This window comes from Chryseobacterium culicis (genome assembly GCF_900108365.1).
In the GTDB taxonomy this organism is placed as follows: Bacteria; Bacteroidota; Bacteroidia; order Flavobacteriales; family Weeksellaceae; genus Chryseobacterium; species Chryseobacterium culicis.
On record NZ_FNWQ01000002.1, the window covers coordinates 80,854 to 98,882 of the forward strand.

The following is an 18,029-nucleotide window of genomic DNA, read 5'->3' on the forward strand; positions in this document are numbered from 1 at the left end:
ATTAATTTATTGTTGTTTTTTTTATGACTTTGTTAAAGAACAGATTATTAACGGTTGTTTGCTGAATTTTATTATTATTTCTGAATAATACCCTCAACCCAGAAAAGTAAAGTACTTTTGCTTTAAAAGTGAAAGCTTCACGAATTCTGATCAGAATATTAATCTTATATTGGCTGAGAATTCAGCGGAAGAATATGGAAAATCTAAAAATCTGGCTAAGGAACAATATCTCAACAGCAATACTAACTGTTTTGTTTATCATCATTTTGGTGAATAAAGACGCAAAAGCATGGCTGATGAGACAGGTTGCTTCCACTGGAATTCTCAATTCCAGCATCGCTGAATCGAAAGATAGCCAAAATACTTCAGCAAAAGAATCTTATGCAGGTTTTATGCTGAAAAATGAAGACGGAACTGTTGTTAATTCCACAGATTTACAGAATAAGGTCGTTTTTATTAATTTTTGGGCTTCCTGGTGTCCTCCGTGCCGTGCCGAGTTTCCATCCGTTCAGAAGCTGTATGAGCAATACAAAAATAACCCGGATATGGTATTTCTCACCGTCAACCTTGATGATAATGCGGTACTGGGGAAATCTTACTTAAAAGAAAAAGGCTTTACAGTTCCTTTCCTTGTTCCGGCCGGTAATATTCCTGCGGTACTTTACAATGGTTCACTCCCTACAACGATAATATTGGATAAAAAGGGTGAAATCCGACTGCATCATACAGGAGTGGCGGATTACGGCAAACAATCATTTTACAGGCAGATAGATCAACTGCTGGATGAAAAACCTTAATTTTATAAACAGTACTTTAATTTCCTAAGAATTGAAATATGCTTCATCACCTGAGAACCCATATTGAAAAAATAATTCCGCTTAACGATGATGAATTTGAATTGATATCATCCTGCTTTACGTTTAAAAAATACAAAAGGCATCAGTTTTTGATACAGGAAGGGGAGGTCGTACCCTACAACTATTTTGTTGTAAAGGGACTTCTGAAGCTGGTATATACAGATGAAGCAGGAAAAGAGCATATCGTAGGTTTTGCTATGGAAGATTGGTGGGAAACAGATTTTCCTGCTTACTATCAGCAAACCACCGCCACAATGTCTCTGGAATGTGTGGAAGATACTGAAGTATTATGCATTAAGCTGGATGATTATAAAAAGCTCTGTACAAAGCTTCCCAAAATGGAGCATTTCTTTCTTGAAAAAGCGTACATGGGATTTATAACTGCTCAGCAGCGTACAATTTCAATGATGACCACCGGAATTAAAGAAAGATATGATCAGCTTTTGAAAAAATATCCTTCCTGGGTTCAGCGTGTTCCGAAATCTCTCTTAGCTGCCTACCTGGGAGTATCCAGAGAAACATTGAGCCGGCTGCCTCTGTAGCATGTGACAGTGCTCACACCATAATTGTGACCCGGGTCACAGAACTTTAGTACATCTGTTCCGCATTTTTGTATTGTAATCAATAACAATTCAAACAATGGAAAAAAGAACAGTCAATCCATGGAAATGGCAGGACGGGAGAAGCTATTCTCAGGCTGTAGAAGTAAAAAACGTTAAAAGTACCTTATATTGTTCAGGACAGGCAGCTATTGACCCTGACGGAACATCCAGTAACAAGGAAATGAAATCTCAGCTTCACCAGGCTATTGCCAATCTGGAAGAAGTGATCAGCGCAGCAGGCTATGCGTGTGAAGGTATTGTGAGATTAAATATCTATACAACTTCTACGGAAGAACTCTGGCCTTATTTCCCTATTCTTCAGGAGTGGATCGCTAAGCATAAAATCCAGCAGGCAGTTACGATGCTGGAAGTAAAAGGCTTATTCGAAACATTAAAGGTAGAGCTTGAGGCTACTGTGGTGAAATAATCCAGACCAAAAGATAACCAAAGACCTTCACATTGTGTCTGAAGGTCTTTTCATTTCGTTGAATCCTGTATAAAACGATATAACTGTTCAAAAATCATGGCTGTTAAATTATAAATTATACGTAAATACATTTATGATTTCAATTATTCATTATGTGGTGAAAATAGCGGACGATATTGAAAAAATAGCAATACAATATTGTTGTTAAAAATTTGAATTAATTTATTTTAATGATTATTTTACTAATGATTATGATGTTTTTGTAAATTATTAGTTATATTTGATGTAAAATAAACGTTTATTTTGAATAAATGGTGAATTTTTTTATGTGATATTTCTTCAAGTTTCAGAGTATATTATTAATCAAAAAACAAAATTATTATGAAACGTAAACTCATCTACTTATTTTTTTTAACAGGCAGTTTTATTTTTTTGAGTGCGCAGGTAGGGATTAATACCACCAACCCGCAGGGCGTATTTAATATTGACGGTGCTAAGGATAATCCTACCACAGGAGTGCCATCAGCAGCACAGCAAGCCAATGATGTGGCTGTAACTGTTGGAGGAAATATGGGAATAGGGACCACCGTTCCCACCAATAAACTTCATGTGAACGGCACAGATCCATTACGTCTGCAAGGCGTAGGAACCGGAAACAGTACCACAGACCCTCTGTTGGTAATTGACGCCAATGGTGTCGTAAAAAACATTGGTACCTTAGGAGCCTTATCTATTCCGAGCCCTGCCGTTTTCCGGCTAGAAACTGCACAGAATAACTTTTTGCAGGCACAGGGAGCTGGAGGAGCACAGGTGGTACCTATGAGTATGATCAAAAACTCTATTCCCGGGCTTACCTATAATGCTGGAACAAGTACAATAACTTTTCCTGCAGGAACATATCAGATTACATTTGTTTATGAAGCGCAACATAACGCTACAGGATGTACAATCAGTTCCTATTTTGTAGACTTTCCACTTAATGCTACAACTTCAAGAATCCACAGTACGGGAGCGCATTCGGAGGGAGCGCTTTCCAATCACGGAGGAACCATTACCTATGCCACTACACTTCCAGCCAACAGAAACTGGACAATTTCTTTAGGAAGAGGTCAATCCGGTAATTGCTCAGGTGCAGGAATGAATCTTTCTGCAACATCTACTCAGATACTGGTCTTCCGAATCGGAGATTAATACTTTTATGTTCCCAAACAAGTAATAATGATCCAAGGAAGATTCTAATAACACAAATAATAAAACACTGGTGCATGCCGGTGTTTTTTATTAGCAAAAGTTTTCTTCTGTATTTATTATTTATGATCAGATGCTTTTCAGGAAGTACAGCTTTTCATACATTTATATGGATCAATCCATAATCATTATCAAGATGAATATTGAACTTTTTTCAAAAAATGCTCTGGTAGGCGGAGCTACCCAGGGAATAGGAGCCGGAATTGCCATTGAGCTGGCTAAGTGCGGAGCCAATGTTACCGTTATGGCCCGTAATGAGGCTAAACTGAGAAGCTTTGTTTCTGCACTTCCGGTCCTTAATTCTGATCAGAAACATGAGTATCTGGTAGCAGACTTCTCGGATTTTGAAAGCTATAGAAAAATTATTACTGCATATTTTAGCAGCCATTCGGTGGACATCCTGGTGAATAATACAAATGGTCCGGCGCCCGGTTTAGCAGTAGATAAAAACACGGAGGATTATCAGACAGCATTTGATCTTCTCTTTAAAACAGTTTGCGAAACAACCTTATTGGCTTTACCACAGATGATCCGCCAGAAAAGTGGGCGCATTATTAATGTTTCTTCTTTATCAGTAAAAGAACCCATAGGAAATCTGGCATTGTCCAATTCTATCCGCTCTGCCGTAATGGCATGGGCAAAAACACTTTCCAATGAAATTGCACAGCATCAAATTACTGTAAATAATGTATTAACGGGATACTTTGACACGGAAAGAATTCAAAAACTGGTTGCTCATGAAGCTCAGCAAAGTGATGTTTCAGAAGAAGAAATAAAAAAGGCGAGAGAAAATAAAATTCCGATGAAAAGGTTCGGACGGCCAGAAGAATATGGTCATCTGGTAGCTTTTCTGGCTTCAGAATATTCAAATTATCTTACCGGAGCAAGCATTCCTTTGGATGGAGGATTGAATAATACATATTGATTTTCATGTAAAACCGCTTATTTACTGAATTTTTATAATTTCACCATAAGAATCAGTGGGATGTAATAAATACTTTGATACAGTTGTCATATAGATATTGAAATATTATATGAAAAACTGGTCTTTTAAAAAATGGAACACCGTACTGGGCTGGTTCCTTTTTGCTGTTGCGCTTATCACTTATCTTTCAACCATAGAACATTCCCTGAGTTTTTGGGATTGCGGAGAATATATTTCTTCTGCAGTGAAGCTTGAAGTAACGCATGCTCCCGGTGCTGCCTTATTCCAGATTATGGGAGCTGTGGCAAGTATCTTTGCATTGGGAAATGCAGAAAATTATTCTATAGTGATCAATGCAATGTCAGCATTGTTCAGTGCTTTTACAATTTTGTTCCTGTTTTGGACCATTACCCATTTTTTAAGACGGCTATTAGATAAAGATATTCAAGAAATTACGAAACATCAGGAAATCTCAATTCTTTTTGCGGGAGTAACCGGTGCTTTATGTTTTACATTTTCAGACACCTTTTGGTTTTCAGCAGTAGAAGGAGAAGTATATTCTATGGCTTCCATGTTCATTGCTTTGCTGGTGTGGCTCATCACGAAATGGGAAAACGAATATAAAGCATCTTACAGTGAGAGGTGGATTATTCTTATTTTCTTTATCACAGGACTTTCTGTGGGAGTGCATATGATGTGTATGCTGGCTATCCCTGCAATATGCCTGGTTTATTATGCCCGCAATTATTCTTTTTCATGGAAGAGTTTTGCGGCAGCGAATGTAATTACTCTCGGAATTCTTGTATTGGTATTCAAAATTATTTTTCCATTGATTATGACAATCTTTGGAAAGCTTGAAATTTTCTTTGTAAACGGATTGGGGCTGCCTTTCCATTCAGGAACCATTGCTGCATTTATTCTTATGTCAGGAGCCTGTTACTTTCTGATTACATATGCCCGAAAAGCCCGGAGAAAAGTGTATCAGACTGTAGCATTATCACTTGTTTATATGATCATTGGATTTTCATGCTGGCTGGTGATTCCTATAAGAGCGAATGCCAATCCTCCTATGAATCTTAATAATCCGGATACAGCCATTGGGATGAGAGATTATTATAACAGAGTGCAGTATGGTGACTGGCCCACCATTTATGGACAAAACTATACGGCATTTCTCGATAAAAACGGGTTGGAAAAAGATGAAGACGGAAGCTATAAAAGGGATGTCACAGGAGATATTTACGAAAAGGATGAAAAATCCGGTACCTATAGAAAAACGGGAGAGAGATTCAACTATGTGTTTAATAAATCGCACATCAGTCTTATGCCAAGAATGTTCAATGAAGATAAAGAAGTGATGGCAAATTATATTGCTCTATACGGTGCTCCGGATTTCACCTTTAATGATGATAATGAAGAAGCTGCTGATAATCCGGAAGCTAAAAGAATCTTTGAAGAGCTGAGAGCTAAATACGAAGGAGATTCGATCACTGCAGAAGATTATCTGAAAGTAAAACCTTATGATATTATCAAAGTAAAGCGTCCGTCTTTTGCTCAGAATATGGATTATTTTATCTCATTTCAGAATGGATATTATTTTGTAAGATACCTGATGTGGAACTTTGCCGGAAGGCAGAATGATCTTCAGGGACATATGGAAAATACCCATGGCAACTGGATCTCAGGAATTTCTTTTATTGATAATGCATTACTGGGAGATCAGGATCATATGCCTGCCAAATTTAAAAATGAAAGTACGGTAAAGTTTTTCTTTTTGCCGCTTGTTTTAGGCTTGATCGGGTTCTTTTTCCAATTGAACAGAGATTTTGGAAGGTTTTATGCAATGCTTTCATTGTTTGTTCTGACAAGTGTGGGAATTGTGTTTTATACCGGAGTAAAGCCATTTGAAGTAAGGGAAAGAGATTATGCCATGGTAGGTTCATTTTACGCTTTTGCCATCTGGATTGGTCTGGGAGCGGGAGCTGTACTTTGGCTGATTCAGTCTAAACTCAAATCCAATGCTGCCCATATTGTTCTTGGAATTGTTTTATTGGGAATTCCTTTTATGATGGGATTTCAGAATTACTCTTCGCATGACAGAAGCAAGAAAACAGCAGCCCGTGATTACGCGTATTCATTGTTACGTTCGCTGCCTCAGAACGATATTATTTTCATTTATGGCGATAATGATACTTTCCCGGTATGGGCAATTCAGGAAACGGAAAGATTTAGGGATGATGTGAAAACGGTCAACTTTACCCTTCTGGCTACACCATGGAATATTGATCAGGTAAAAAGAAGAACATACAATGCCATGGGAATCCCGGGAGAATTGACGCATGAGGAGTACAGAGACGGAGTGAACGACCAGGTATATCTGATGAAAAAAGAGGACTGGGAAGGGATTTTTCAAATGCTCAAAGAACAGGGAGCTCCGGACAGCACTTTTCAGGAATTCCGAAAATATCTGACACAGGATTCTCTGACGCTGAAGGATGCAATGAAATTCCTGAAATTAAAATCGTCCGAAAAAGACGAACTGCTGAAAATGTACTTTGGAGAAAAGCAATATGAGAAGTACAATATCCTTCCGGTAAGCAAATTTATTCTTCCTGTGAATAAAGAAAATGCTGTGAAATCTGGGATTATTACGAAAGCCGACATATCCAACGCTGTAGATCAGATTATGATTAATTATCAGGCTAATACCCTTTATAAAAGCAATCTGATGATGCTGGACATGCTGGCCAACTTCGATTGGAAGCGCCCGGTTAGCTTCTCTTCAGGAGGAATGTACGACAGTGAAAACATTTTTTATCTTGATGAGTATCTTCAGTTTGACGGTTTAAGCTACAGGCTGGTGCCTGTTCATACGCCTCAGAGCCCAGATGGAGACAAAGGCAGGGTAGATGCCGGCTCTCTGTATCAGGTGGTAAAAAACTTCAGATGGGGAAATTTTAAAGATCTCAGTAACCACTATGACGAAACGGCTACTTCTAACATTCTGGGGTATAGGATGTCCGTGAGCAGAGCGGTATCTGCACTTGTAGCAAACGGAGAGAGAACCAAAGCACTCGAACTCATGGATCTTGCCACCAAAGAAATTCCGGTTGAAAAATATAATGATCCACGTTCTCTAAGTACTATGGTGACCGGATATATTGTTGCCGGCCAGGAACAAAAAGGTCTTCAGCTGGCAGAAACACTTAAGAAAGGAATATTTGAAGAATATGACTACTATCAAAACCTTTCCCCTTCATTGAAAGCAATGTCCAGAAATCAGATGAGATCAAAGCCTATGGAATATGCGCTCGTTGTTGCAGCCGTTACGGAGGCTTACAAAACGCTGGGACAAAGAGAAAAAGCTAAGTCTTACCTTTTGCAGTCAGTAGAACCGATTGATAAAAAGTTCAGTACATTTATAAAAGGACTTCAGCAGATGGGGAAAGAAAAGGCAGGTAAGGAGGCTGAAAATGTGCGTCAGATCGCTCCTTTTTATCAGTATTTGTTTAATGTAATGGAACCTTATGATTCTGCATATTCCAGAAAAAAAGAAATTGAAATTACCAGTGCGATGATGAAAGCCACACAATAAACCAATAATAAAAAGCCTTTTCTTTACGGAAAGGCTTTTTGTTTTATTTTAGAAAAATCATTATTCTAAAAACAGGTTATCCCGCCATATTTTGGGTCGCTTTATTACTTTTTCTAAGATCGGTTGGCCTGGACTGGGTAAACTCGTGAAAGGTATCACTAAATGCGCTTATGGAGCTGTAACCCACATCATCGGCAATTTCATTAACGGGCTTATCCGTATTTAAAAGGAGCTCAATGGCTTTGATGATTCTTAACGTTTTCAGGTACTGAAGAAACGAAATGTCCATATCCGCTTTAAAAAGTCGGGAGAGAGAACGTTCACTCAACCCAAATCTGCTGCTTACACTTGCTAACGTAAGTTTTTCTCCAATATTCCACTCCAGATAAGACACTATTTTCATCATCTGTTTATTGTGGGTGGCAGGGAGAATAATGGGAAGGGGCTGTTGATGGATTTTGGGAAGAATCTTTTTTAAAGCCACTAAAAATTCAAAATTTTCATCTTTTGCGGTAACATGCTTTTCATCCCATATTTCTGAATATTTTATCATTTGGATAAGCAATTCTGACGCAGGATAGATCCCCAGTCTGCTGTAGAAAGGATCTGAAATATCATCATGGGCATAAAAATAAAGAGACCGCAGGACTGTTGCGGTATATCCGATCTCTAAAATATGCTCCATCCCTTGCGGAATCCAGAAAAAATGTCTTGCCGGAACCACATAGGTCCTGTTGTTGATGGTAATATAAGCAATTCCTCCCTCCACATAGCTCAGCTGCCCCTTTGTATGTTTATGAAAAGGAATCAGTTTTTCCGATTTTTCGTGCATCACAAATACACTTTTGTCATCTTTATCAATATCCGGAAGCGCGGCAATTAATCCCATACCCAATATCAAATATCCGTTAAAATGCAAATATAGTCATTTGGCTGGAATCATGTAAAAGTTGACTATTTTAGATAAATAAAATTTCAGGATTGCCAATAAATTTGCAGTGCAATAATTCAAAAATTCAAATGAAAACTTATGTCGCCGGATTGCTGATGCTCGGAATTTCCAGCAACTTATCAGCTCAGACCGGCAGTCCAGCAAAGGATACCATACGACTTTCCCTAAAAGAAGCATGGCAAAAAGCGGAAGAAAACAGCCGCCATATCAGAATTAATACCATCAATGCAGACATTGCCGAAGCTGAAATAAAAGATGCCAAAAGAGAACGACTTCCGGAAATTGAGGTAAAAGGTTCTGTAGAAAAAGCGTCCAATATTCCCATTTATGAAAATGGAATTTTTTCAAAACCCACACAGCATGAAGTGATCCACACCCTTTACAGAGCCGGAGCCGATTTTTATCTGAACATCTATAACGGAAATAAGCTGAACCTTAAAATTAAAGAAAATCAGACGCTTCAGAAAATAAGGGATATTCGGAAAGAAGAGTCGGTTTCCGATATTCATTATAAAACAGCAGCTCTTTATCTTGAACTTCAGAAAACATTGATTTTCAGAGATCTTATTAAGCAGGATATTGCCGATCAGAAAATACAGCTCAAAGAAATACAGGCGCTTTATAAAAACGGAGTGGTTTTAAAAAGTGATGTGTTAAGAATTGAGCTTGAGCTTTCAAAACGAAAGATGACACTTATAACCATCGAAAATGATATTCTGATTGCAACACAAAAACTGAATATTATACTCGGAATTCCTGATGAACAGATGGTAATACCCGAAGCACCCACTAATCAGTGGAATGAAAATACATCCTACAGCGAATATCTGAAACTGGCACTGGAGCATTCTTTCAACTATCATGTCTCTGAACAGCAGACGGAATTAAGCAGACTTAGAGTGCAGCAGGTAAAAGCGAATGTACGACCTAAAATAGGAATGTATGGTGAGTTTTATTACGCCAATCCACAGATTTTTCTTTATCCCTATAATCCGTATTGGTACTCACTGGGAATTGTAGGCATTAAAGCCTCCTTTTCTATTTCTTCCCTTTATCATAACACCCATAAAGTGAAAGCAGCGCAGCTGGAGTTTGAGAAAGAAGAAGAAGCCCACAAAGATACCGAGGATAAGGTGAGACAACAGGTGAAGGAAGCCTATTTAAGATATCAGGAAGCGCTTGAGCAGATAAAGGTAGCGGAAGCCAATGTCAGTCAGGCCAAAGAAAATGCACGGATCATTAAAAATACCTATTTCAGCCAGACTTCGTTAATTACAGAGCTGCTGGATGCGGATATACAGCTGCTTCAGACCAAATTTGAACTGGAAGCGGCAAAAATTATGGCTCAAAACAATTATTATCTATTACAAAACATTACAGGCATTTTATAATACAATGAAAAAAAAATATACTCCCACCGACAGGCTGATCACAAAGATCACAGGATGGATTTCTGTTATAATCGTAGCTGCACTTGCCGTGTGGGGCGGTTTTACTCTTAAGAATTACTATGCCTACGAGCAGACCAATGATGCACAGGTTCAGGAATACGTTAATCCTGTCATTTCAAGAGCCGGAGGATTTATCGTAGCCGTAAAGTTTGAAGAAAATCAGGAAGTTAAAAAAGGAGATACTCTCCTCATAATTGATAACCGTGAATATGTTCTTCAGGAGAAACAGACGCAGGCAGCCATTCAGAAAGCCCGTGCCCAGCTGAAAGTGCTGGAAAGTACAACAGGAACTACAGAAAAGGAAGCCGAAGCAGCCATGGCTCAGGTAGATGCCAGCAAAGCAAAGGTCTGGAAACAGCAGCTTGATTATAACAGGTATAAAAAACTGTATGACGAAGAATCTGCTACCAGGCAGCGTCTCGAAGATGTGAAAGCAACATTGGATGTCAATGAAAGCGATTATAAATCTTCTCAGGAACATTATGAAGCTTCCGTGTCTAAAATCAGAGATATTCAGGCTGAAAAAACAGTTGTCTTAGCGGAAATAGCAAGGCTGGAGGCGTTGCTGGACCGTCATCAGCTGGATGTAAGTTATACGGCTGTTATCGCTGCTTATAACGGAAGAATGGGACGAAGAACCGTTGAAGTAGGGCAGATGATTGATGCAGGAGAAACCCTCGCATTTATTGTTAATAATGAAACCGATAAATGGGTGGTCGCCAATTATAAAGAAACTCAGATCAAAGATATGCGTATCGGAGACCACGTGAAAATTATAGCTGATTCCTATCCGGACAGAGAGTTTCGGGGAACCATTATTTCGCTTTCTCCGGCAACAGGATCAAGCTTTTCGCTGCTCCCACCCGATAATTCTACCGGAAACTACGTGAAAATTGTACAGCGTATTCCTGTGAGAATTAAAGTGGAGGGGAGCAGGAAAGATATAGAGGTGCTGAAAGTAGGAATGAATGTGAATGTGTATGCCGACAAAAAACATTCTCATGGCTAAAAGACAGATGCCATTTTTCAGGAGTTGGGCGCCGGAGTGGCTTATTAAGATCATTCTTTTTTCAATGACGCTTCCGGGAATTATCATATTTTTTCTGCCATTATCGAATGTGAATGCCGCAGCAGGATATTATGGATGTGAACCGGCTGACATTCAGTTTTCTGTGGCTTTATTTTATGCGGGATATGTTGGCTTTTACAGTCTGGAACGGAGATTTTTCAGCTTTCTGGCCGCCAAAGAATATTTTCTTCTCTTCACCACCCTCCAGATTCTGGCTTGTCTGATCTGTTACTGTACCCGCGAAATTGGCATTTTATTGCCGGTTCGTTTTATACAGGGAATGCTGTTTGCAGGAAATGTAAATCTTTCGCTCACTCTTATTTTTACAAGGTTAAGCAGTGAAAGGGGACGGGAGATCAGTTTTTCTGTCTTTTTCGGAATCCTGATCTGTGCCTTGCCATTCAATAATCTGATTACAGCAGACCTCATAGATTCTTATAATTTTAATATCGTTTACAAAACCGCCATATTTTCCTATTTGCCGGGACTTGTTTTCCTGGCTCTTACCATGAGTAATTACAGAACACACGCAAGATTTCATCTCTATAAACTGGATTGGCAAAGCTTTGTACTGTTCAGTATTATTCTGGTACTCGTAGGATATATTTCCATTTTTGGCCAGGAATACTATTGGCTGGAAGACCGGAGGATTCTGGCAGGTGTAATAGGAATTATTGTTTTAACCGGAATATCCATATTCCGTCAGCAGTCTATTAAAAGGCCTTATATTGACCTTCGGGTTTTCAGGTACCGGAACTTTAAAGTAGGTTTGCTGATTCTATTTGTAATGTACATCTGCAGGTTCGCATCCGGGATTGTCAATACGTACTTTGCGGCGGAGCTGCATTTGGATCCGTTTCACATTTCTTATATTAATATCTTCAATCTCGCGGGATTGGTGATCGGGGTAATCATTGCCTGCTGTATGGTTTTGCAAAAGAAGAATATACGTTATATCTGGGGAGCTGGCTTTACAATGCTTTTGATCTTCCACGGAATAATGTATTATTCTTTCGATGTTCAGGCTGATGAATTTAATTATTATATTCCATTATTTGTACAGGGACTGGGAGTAGGACTTATTATGGTTCCTACAATTATCTTTATTATCTCATCTGTACCATCTGCTATTGGACCTTCCGCTGCAGCAGCGGCTTTAACAATCAGGTATCTGGGATTTTGTGCCAGTATCGCTTTAATCAATTTTTTTGAACTGTTTGAAAAAAGCCGTCATTACAACGCTTTTCAGGATCATCTGAGTGCTGTAGATCCCGCCGTTAAAATATTTCTTCATCGGCAGACGGCTAAGCTTGCTGCAGGGGGAATGCCTGAAGGTAAAGCTATAAAAGCGGCCAATAAATTATTGACGGGAAGATTAAACGCTCAGAATCACGTCCGTTTTGCTATGGATTATTACGAAATAATGGTTTGGATTCTGGCTGCTTCATTACTGCTGATCGTTCTATTTCCTTACCTGAACCGGACCGCCCTTTATCTGAAATCTCGTAAACTGTCACCTGCATAAGGAAGTCTGAATTTTTTAATACAAAGAGTATAGCTTGTTAGCTGATTTTATAGTAGAGTGCTGAGGCTGTCTGATAAGACAGTCTCTTTTGTGGTATATAAGAAAAGGTTTTGTCCGCCAGTGAAGGATCTTTATTATAAAATTTTATCAAAAAAAGCGTAAACGTAATTAATTTATAAACAGGTGTTTGACTTTTTTGTCATCAGTTTTACCATAAAAAGGTTGTGAAAAATTTGGATTTAGTGAGGGTTTTACTATCTTTGCAGTCCCATAAACAAAGGGATTTACTTAAAAAAGTAAATGGCCGACTCGGTAGCTCAGCTGGTAGAGCAATACACTTTTAATGTATGGGTCCTGGGTTCGAATCCCAGCCGGGTCACGATCTGAAAGATTTGAAAAATAAAATTTTCAAATGCATCAGGAAAAATAGTAGTAAACCTGCAAAATCAATGATTTGCAGGTTTGTTTTTTTATAGTGTCTGCTATAATGTTTCAAAAACGGCCGGTATTTTATAAATGCTAACGCCGCTTCATCTTACTCTTCATTTTTCGGTTTAAAGTTTTTTCCGACTCCCTGACGAAGAAATGTAATTTTTCCCTGTACTTTTTTTGCTTTTTCAAGAACTTCCAAAGCTTTTGTTCTTTCACTAACTTTGCCAGCATGTGTTATATTGTCCTGACGTTCATTTTTTTTCATGCCTTAATATAGTGAATTGATTTGAAAAAAACAAATTTTAACTTAAAAAATAATGAAAGTTAATATGGGAGTAGCGGCTGACTGGAAATGACTATTTGAATGGATTTTTGCGCTGCGTAAAACTGGCAGCATTTTATCAGTTACAGAGCGCAAAAATTTTTGTCTCTGATTTTGTAAAAGTTAGCGTAATTCAGTTGGTAAAATATCAGGAAAGTATTGTAAATAAACAAAAAGTTTCTATCTTTGCAGTCCCTTAAATAAAGGGATTTACTTAAAAAAGTAAGTGGCCGACTCGGTAGCTCAGCTGGTAGAGCAATACACTTTTAATGTATGGGTCCTGGGTTCGAATCCCAGCCGGGTCACAATAAAAGCTTCAACTCCTGTTGAAGCTTTTTTTATATCTTATCATGTCTGTATTTCATCATAATGCTTTTTCCCGGCTCTTTATCAGACTCGTCTGTTATTTCCTCAAATCCTGCCTTTTTGTACAGCCTGTAAGCACTATTGTTTCCCGGAATAACTTCTAAACCAATTTCAATATTATCAAATTGTTGACGGGCTAGATGAATAACAGCTTTAATCAGGCCCAAACCTATATTTTTTCCCTGAAATTCTCTTTTTACATACATCTGGTAAATATTTCCTGTATCCGTTTCATCTTTCACAAAAGCACAGATACCAATAAGTTGCTTTTCAATAAAAGCTCCCAATACAAATCTTTCTGCTGTTTGCAGCTCAATATCATTTTCCATACGGAATTTTTCAGTTTTCAACGCTTCCTGATAGCTGGCACAAAACGCATCCGGAAATTTTTCCAGACTTTCCAGCCTGATATTCCGATACATTTTACTTTCTTTTGGAAAAAGTTTTCTATAATTTATATTCATTAAATTCTTATTTTGCTTGTTTTTTATTAATTTATAAATGTAAATATGATAATTATTTTAATCATAATTTCAATATTTATGAGGGAATCGGTTTAAATGTTTGGGGAAATTTTTAAATCTGAAGAGATATTTGTAACAAATCTCATTGTAAAGAGTCTTATTATTTATATAAAACATTCATTTTTTTTGATCGGAAAATCCTGCACAATACATTCCGAAATACTAAAAAGTGTCTGTTTAAGGGGAAAAACATGTCGCTTTATTTATATGTTACATTTTTGCAAAATAAACTGCTTATTTCGCAATAAGCATGATAATTTATGTATATTTATAACATATATTGCGGAAAAATAATAAAATAACGGTAGAAAATTGCTGGCATATTTCACTTCAATATGCATAGGTAGATATAGGGAAAATTGGTGATGGTAAAAGTAAATAGGATCGATTGTCGTAATAAAAAGGAAAGGATAAAAAAAATGATAACCTATGCAATCTGTATGGGATTATTTTTTAGCATAATGGCCTGCAGTCCTGATCCTTACGAGAAAGAAAAGGAAAATTTCGATGTGTCTTTGCTGACTCAGAGCGCTGATCTTCAATTATCCGGTGAATATGAAGCTTTCGTCCGCCTCAATATTTCATTTCTGAAAAAAGCTGCTAAAATGAACTATAAAGAGGGTAAAGGACTGTGCTATCTGAATATGGCCGGTGTTAACATCTCGGCAGGAAACTATGAAAAGGCCCGGTATTTTTTCGGCAAAGCAGAAAAAGATCTGGAAAATTCTGAACAAGCCTATCATAAAGCAGCTTTCTATAATGATTACAGCCTGTACTATTCACATCTTAAACTCAATGATAAAGCACTGGAATGTAACAGTAAAGCATTTCAGTATTATAAGCAGTCAAAAAAGACCGAACTCACTCAGAAGCTTCTTCCGAGACTTTATGTAAACAAGGGGATTTACGAAGCATGGAAAGGATGGATGGGAACATCTTTAAAATGCTTTAAAAAGGGAAATGAGCTGGAAAATTCGGCTTACACAAACTGCATGGTGGCACAATATTATTTATTTAATCATAAGCCGGACTCTGCAGGCATGTACATCGCGAAAGCAGATGAAAAAATGATCAGTCAAAAAACTACAGATGTAGAATCCCTTTGGGTATATTATACCATGGGATACTATTATAATGAGGTTGATAATAGCGAAGAAGCCGAAAAGGCACTTAAAAAGGCCCTTGAAATCAATATTAAAACAAGGCGTACCTATTCTTCCCATATAAAAGAAGTGTATAAGGCCCTTGCAGAATTATATAAGAAAAAGAACGACGGAGGTAAAGCATATTTTTATCTGAAGAAATATATGGAAGAAGAAAGGAAATCTGATGCCGCAAGATTTGCTACCATGAATAAAGCTACTGAAGATTTTATTTCCGAGGTGAAGCAGGAGTCTGACTGGCATAAAAATGATCTCCCGTTATTTATAGCCCTCTCAATCACTGTTCTTACAGTTTCAGGAGTATATGTCCGAAAAATGATCAATGGATTGAAACAGAAGAAAAATACCCTGAAGGAGCAGACCAATGCATTGAAAAACCGCGTTCACACTAAGCAGCTTGAGGAAGTAACAGAGCTCGCCAAAAGAAATGATTCTTCGTTTCTGTTGAAATTTAAAGAACTGTATCCCGGATTTATAAAAGCACTTCTTGAAATCAATCCCGATCTGGAAAATTCCGAACTCACATTCTGCGCTATGCTGAAACTGCGTTTTTCGTCCAAGGAGATTGCAGACTATACTTTTGTACAGCACAGATCCGTTCAGCAGAAGAAATACAGAATAAGAAAAAGATTGAATATCCCCGGAGAAACAGATATTTATGACTTTTTTGAAAATTTAACCGAATAAAGATACGCATCACAATAAAAGTGTCAGGATTTTGTTTTATGAAAAGATTTTATTAATCTCAGCATAAATAACCAGTGAAAATTTAAAAGCATCCCATTCCCAGGAGCGTATTTTAATCATCATGTATACAGAAATTGAGCTTAAATAAAGAAACGTATGATTCGTATTTTTCTTACTGTTTTATTACTAATTTTGGTTTCGTGCCGTTCTCATTCTAAAAAGGAGGTGGAACAGAAATTTGATGTTTCTTTGCTGAGACAGAATGAGAAATTCAGGATTGCCGGGGAATACGATTCTCTGATCGATCTTAATAAAAGATACTACAGACAAGCCGACATCATGAATTATGCTGACGGTAAAGCATTATGCTATATCAATCTGGCGGAACTGAATATATCTCTCGAAAACTTTCAGAAATCACAGATTCTTTTTGATAATGCTAAAAAAATCCTGGACCGTTCTCAAGATAATATCCATAAAGCGCGGTTTTACAATGTCTACGGCCGGTTCAATATAGAGCTCAGAAGGATAGATAAAGCGTTTCAGTATAATAACGAGGCCATGAGCTATATCCGGAAAAGCGGATCATCTGAGCTTAAAAATGATTTGCTTTTCAGTATTTATTTCAGACAGGCCGTCTATTTTATCCAGAAAAAAAACTACGAAAAAGCACTTCACTATTTTCATCAGGCAAAAAAATTAGACAACACAGGTTTAACAGATTGTGCAATAGGTGATTATGTGTATATGCATAAAAATAAGGATTCAGCTTATAAATATGTGTCAGTAGCTTATAACAAAGCCAGTGCGAGGGGAAAAGAAGACGGTATTGCATTATATGCCAACACAATTATGGGAGAATACTATCTTACCTATAAAGAATACGGCAGAGCGGAAGATGCGCTTAAGAAAGCATTGAAAATCAATGAAAAGACGAAAAGAATCTATGCATATTACGGCAAATACATCTATAATGATCTCAGAATGTTGTATGAACGTACCGGAGATAAAGAAAAAGCCTACCTATACTTGAAAGCATATACCGATGCTTATTATAAGACGAACAGTTCTTTACTGGCAACCATTAATCAGGATATGGAAGCATTTATTACCGGAGCTCAGAAGGATGCAGACCAGCATCAGAGCAAAATACGGTGGATTATTCTTTTATCACTGGCAGGGCTTTCTTTACTGGGAGTATATGCATGGAGAATTATCCGCGCTTTGGGGAGAAGAAAAGAAGTTCTTAAGATGGAAGCTGAGGATCTTGCAATAAAAATGAATGACAATAAGCAGGAAGAGATTATAGAGCTGGGGAAAAAGAACGATCCCGAATTTCTTAATCGTTTCAAGGAAGTTTATCCTGAATTCATAGAGCAGCTTCTGGCGATTAATCCCGGACTCGAAAGTTCTGAACTGGCTTTTTGTGCCATGCTCAAACTGCATTTTACGTCCAAAGAAATTGCCGCTTACACTTTGGTTCAGCACAGAAGTGTTCAGCAGAAAAAATACAGGATCAGAAAAAAACTGAATATTCCCAGCGAAACAGATATCTATCTGTTTTTTGATACCCTGAAATAAGTCAAAAAAAAACTGTCTGATTCATCAGGTCAGACAGCACTCGAAATATTCTCTTTTCACCACTTGTATTTTTTTGTGGTCTCAGGTTCAAATATGAAAATTTTTAGCTAAAACAGAAAAAAACGCTCTACTACACGGGTACTACACGGCGTATATGTGTTTTTAAGTTATTGATATTCAGTGTTTTGTATAAATATAGATTTCTGATCATTTATTGATGAAAAAAGACAATATGTTTCTAAAACCGCCTCGTATTTTGATCTGAAATCTGCCAACGAATCATTTTGAGTTCTTTTAAGTACT

At 37.6% G+C, this 18,029-nt stretch carries 14 protein-coding genes and 2 tRNA genes; 13 read left to right on the plus strand and 3 right to left on the minus strand.

The features are described 5' to 3' along the window. Positions 1-194: 194 nt before the first annotated feature. The 6 genes from BLW74_RS06695 to BLW74_RS06720 all read left to right on the plus strand — a co-directional run bounded on the left by BLW74_RS06695 (position 195) and on the right by BLW74_RS06720 (position 7,654). A complete protein-coding gene (locus BLW74_RS06695) occupies positions 195-797 on the plus strand; it encodes a TlpA family protein disulfide reductase (RefSeq protein ID WP_089692569.1) in 603 nt (200 codons plus the stop codon). A 38-nt stretch (positions 798-835) separates the two neighbouring features. Continuing rightward, complete coding sequence (locus BLW74_RS06700; protein WP_089690866.1) at positions 836-1,399, plus strand: Crp/Fnr family transcriptional regulator; 564 nt, start codon at positions 836-838, stop codon at positions 1,397-1,399. Between the two features lie 97 nt (positions 1,400-1,496). Beyond that, entirely contained in the window at positions 1,497-1,886 is a 390-nt protein-coding gene (locus BLW74_RS06705; RefSeq protein ID WP_089690869.1) for a RidA family protein, read from the plus strand. Between the two features lie 381 nt (positions 1,887-2,267). Next, the gene (locus tag BLW74_RS06710) at positions 2,268-3,077 is read left to right on the plus strand and encodes a hypothetical protein (RefSeq protein WP_089690870.1); all 810 of its coding nucleotides are present in this window, start codon (positions 2,268-2,270) and stop codon (positions 3,075-3,077) included. 193 nt (positions 3,078-3,270) lie between these two features. Next, complete coding sequence (locus tag BLW74_RS06715; RefSeq protein WP_089692570.1) at positions 3,271-4,059, plus strand: SDR family oxidoreductase; 789 nt, start codon at positions 3,271-3,273, stop codon at positions 4,057-4,059. A 109-nt stretch (positions 4,060-4,168) separates the two neighbouring features. Further along, positions 4,169-7,654 (plus strand): glycosyltransferase family 117 protein, encoded by a 3,486-nt coding sequence (locus BLW74_RS06720; protein WP_089690872.1) that lies wholly within the window; start codon positions 4,169-4,171, stop codon positions 7,652-7,654. 76 nt (positions 7,655-7,730) lie between these two features. On the opposite strand, the gene BLW74_RS06725 is transcribed toward BLW74_RS06720, so the two are convergent. After that, on the minus strand, positions 7,731-8,543 hold the full coding sequence (locus BLW74_RS06725; RefSeq protein WP_089690874.1) for an AraC family transcriptional regulator: 813 nt from the start codon (positions 8,541-8,543) through the stop codon (positions 7,731-7,733). A 131-nt stretch (positions 8,544-8,674) separates the two neighbouring features. On the opposite strand from BLW74_RS06725, the gene BLW74_RS06730 reads away from it, so the two are divergent. From BLW74_RS06730 to BLW74_RS06745, 4 genes are all read left to right on the plus strand, one after another. Then, a complete protein-coding gene (locus tag BLW74_RS06730; protein WP_089690876.1) occupies positions 8,675-9,997 on the plus strand; it encodes a TolC family protein in 1,323 nt (440 codons plus the stop codon). A 4-nt stretch (positions 9,998-10,001) separates the two neighbouring features. Further along, the gene (locus tag BLW74_RS06735; protein ID WP_089690879.1) at positions 10,002-11,066 is read left to right on the plus strand and encodes an HlyD family secretion protein; all 1,065 of its coding nucleotides are present in this window, start codon (positions 10,002-10,004) and stop codon (positions 11,064-11,066) included. Further along, entirely contained in the window at positions 11,059-12,651 is a 1,593-nt protein-coding gene (locus tag BLW74_RS06740) for an efflux MFS transporter permease (protein WP_089690881.1), read from the plus strand. Before BLW74_RS06735 ends, BLW74_RS06740 begins: the two co-directional genes overlap by 8 nt. A gap of 306 nt (positions 12,652-12,957) precedes the next feature. Beyond that, positions 12,958-13,030 (plus strand) — tRNA-Lys (locus tag BLW74_RS06745). Positions 13,031-13,186: 156 nt separating this feature from the next. On the opposite strand, the gene BLW74_RS22365 is transcribed toward BLW74_RS06745, so the two are convergent. Next, on the minus strand, positions 13,187-13,348 hold the full coding sequence (locus tag BLW74_RS22365) for a hypothetical protein (RefSeq protein ID WP_167358392.1): 162 nt from the start codon (positions 13,346-13,348) through the stop codon (positions 13,187-13,189). A 289-nt stretch (positions 13,349-13,637) separates the two neighbouring features. Here BLW74_RS22365 and BLW74_RS06750 point away from each other — a divergent pair. Beyond that, positions 13,638-13,710 (plus strand) — tRNA-Lys (locus BLW74_RS06750). Positions 13,711-13,743: 33 nt separating this feature from the next. Here the strand turns inward: BLW74_RS06750 and BLW74_RS06755 are convergent. Continuing rightward, positions 13,744-14,235: a GNAT family N-acetyltransferase gene (locus BLW74_RS06755; protein WP_089690883.1), complete on the minus strand. Its 492-nt coding sequence runs from the start codon at positions 14,233-14,235 to the stop codon at positions 13,744-13,746. Positions 14,236-14,714: 479 nt separating this feature from the next. Here BLW74_RS06755 and BLW74_RS06760 point away from each other — a divergent pair, with 479 nt between their 5' ends. Next, positions 14,715-16,145, plus strand: coding sequence for a tetratricopeptide repeat protein (locus BLW74_RS06760; RefSeq protein WP_139265710.1), 1,431 nt, complete (start codon positions 14,715-14,717; stop codon positions 16,143-16,145). 156 nt (positions 16,146-16,301) lie between these two features. Continuing rightward, on the plus strand, positions 16,302-17,726 hold the full coding sequence (locus BLW74_RS06765; RefSeq protein ID WP_139265711.1) for a tetratricopeptide repeat protein: 1,425 nt from the start codon (positions 16,302-16,304) through the stop codon (positions 17,724-17,726). Positions 17,727-18,029 lie beyond the last annotated feature (303 nt).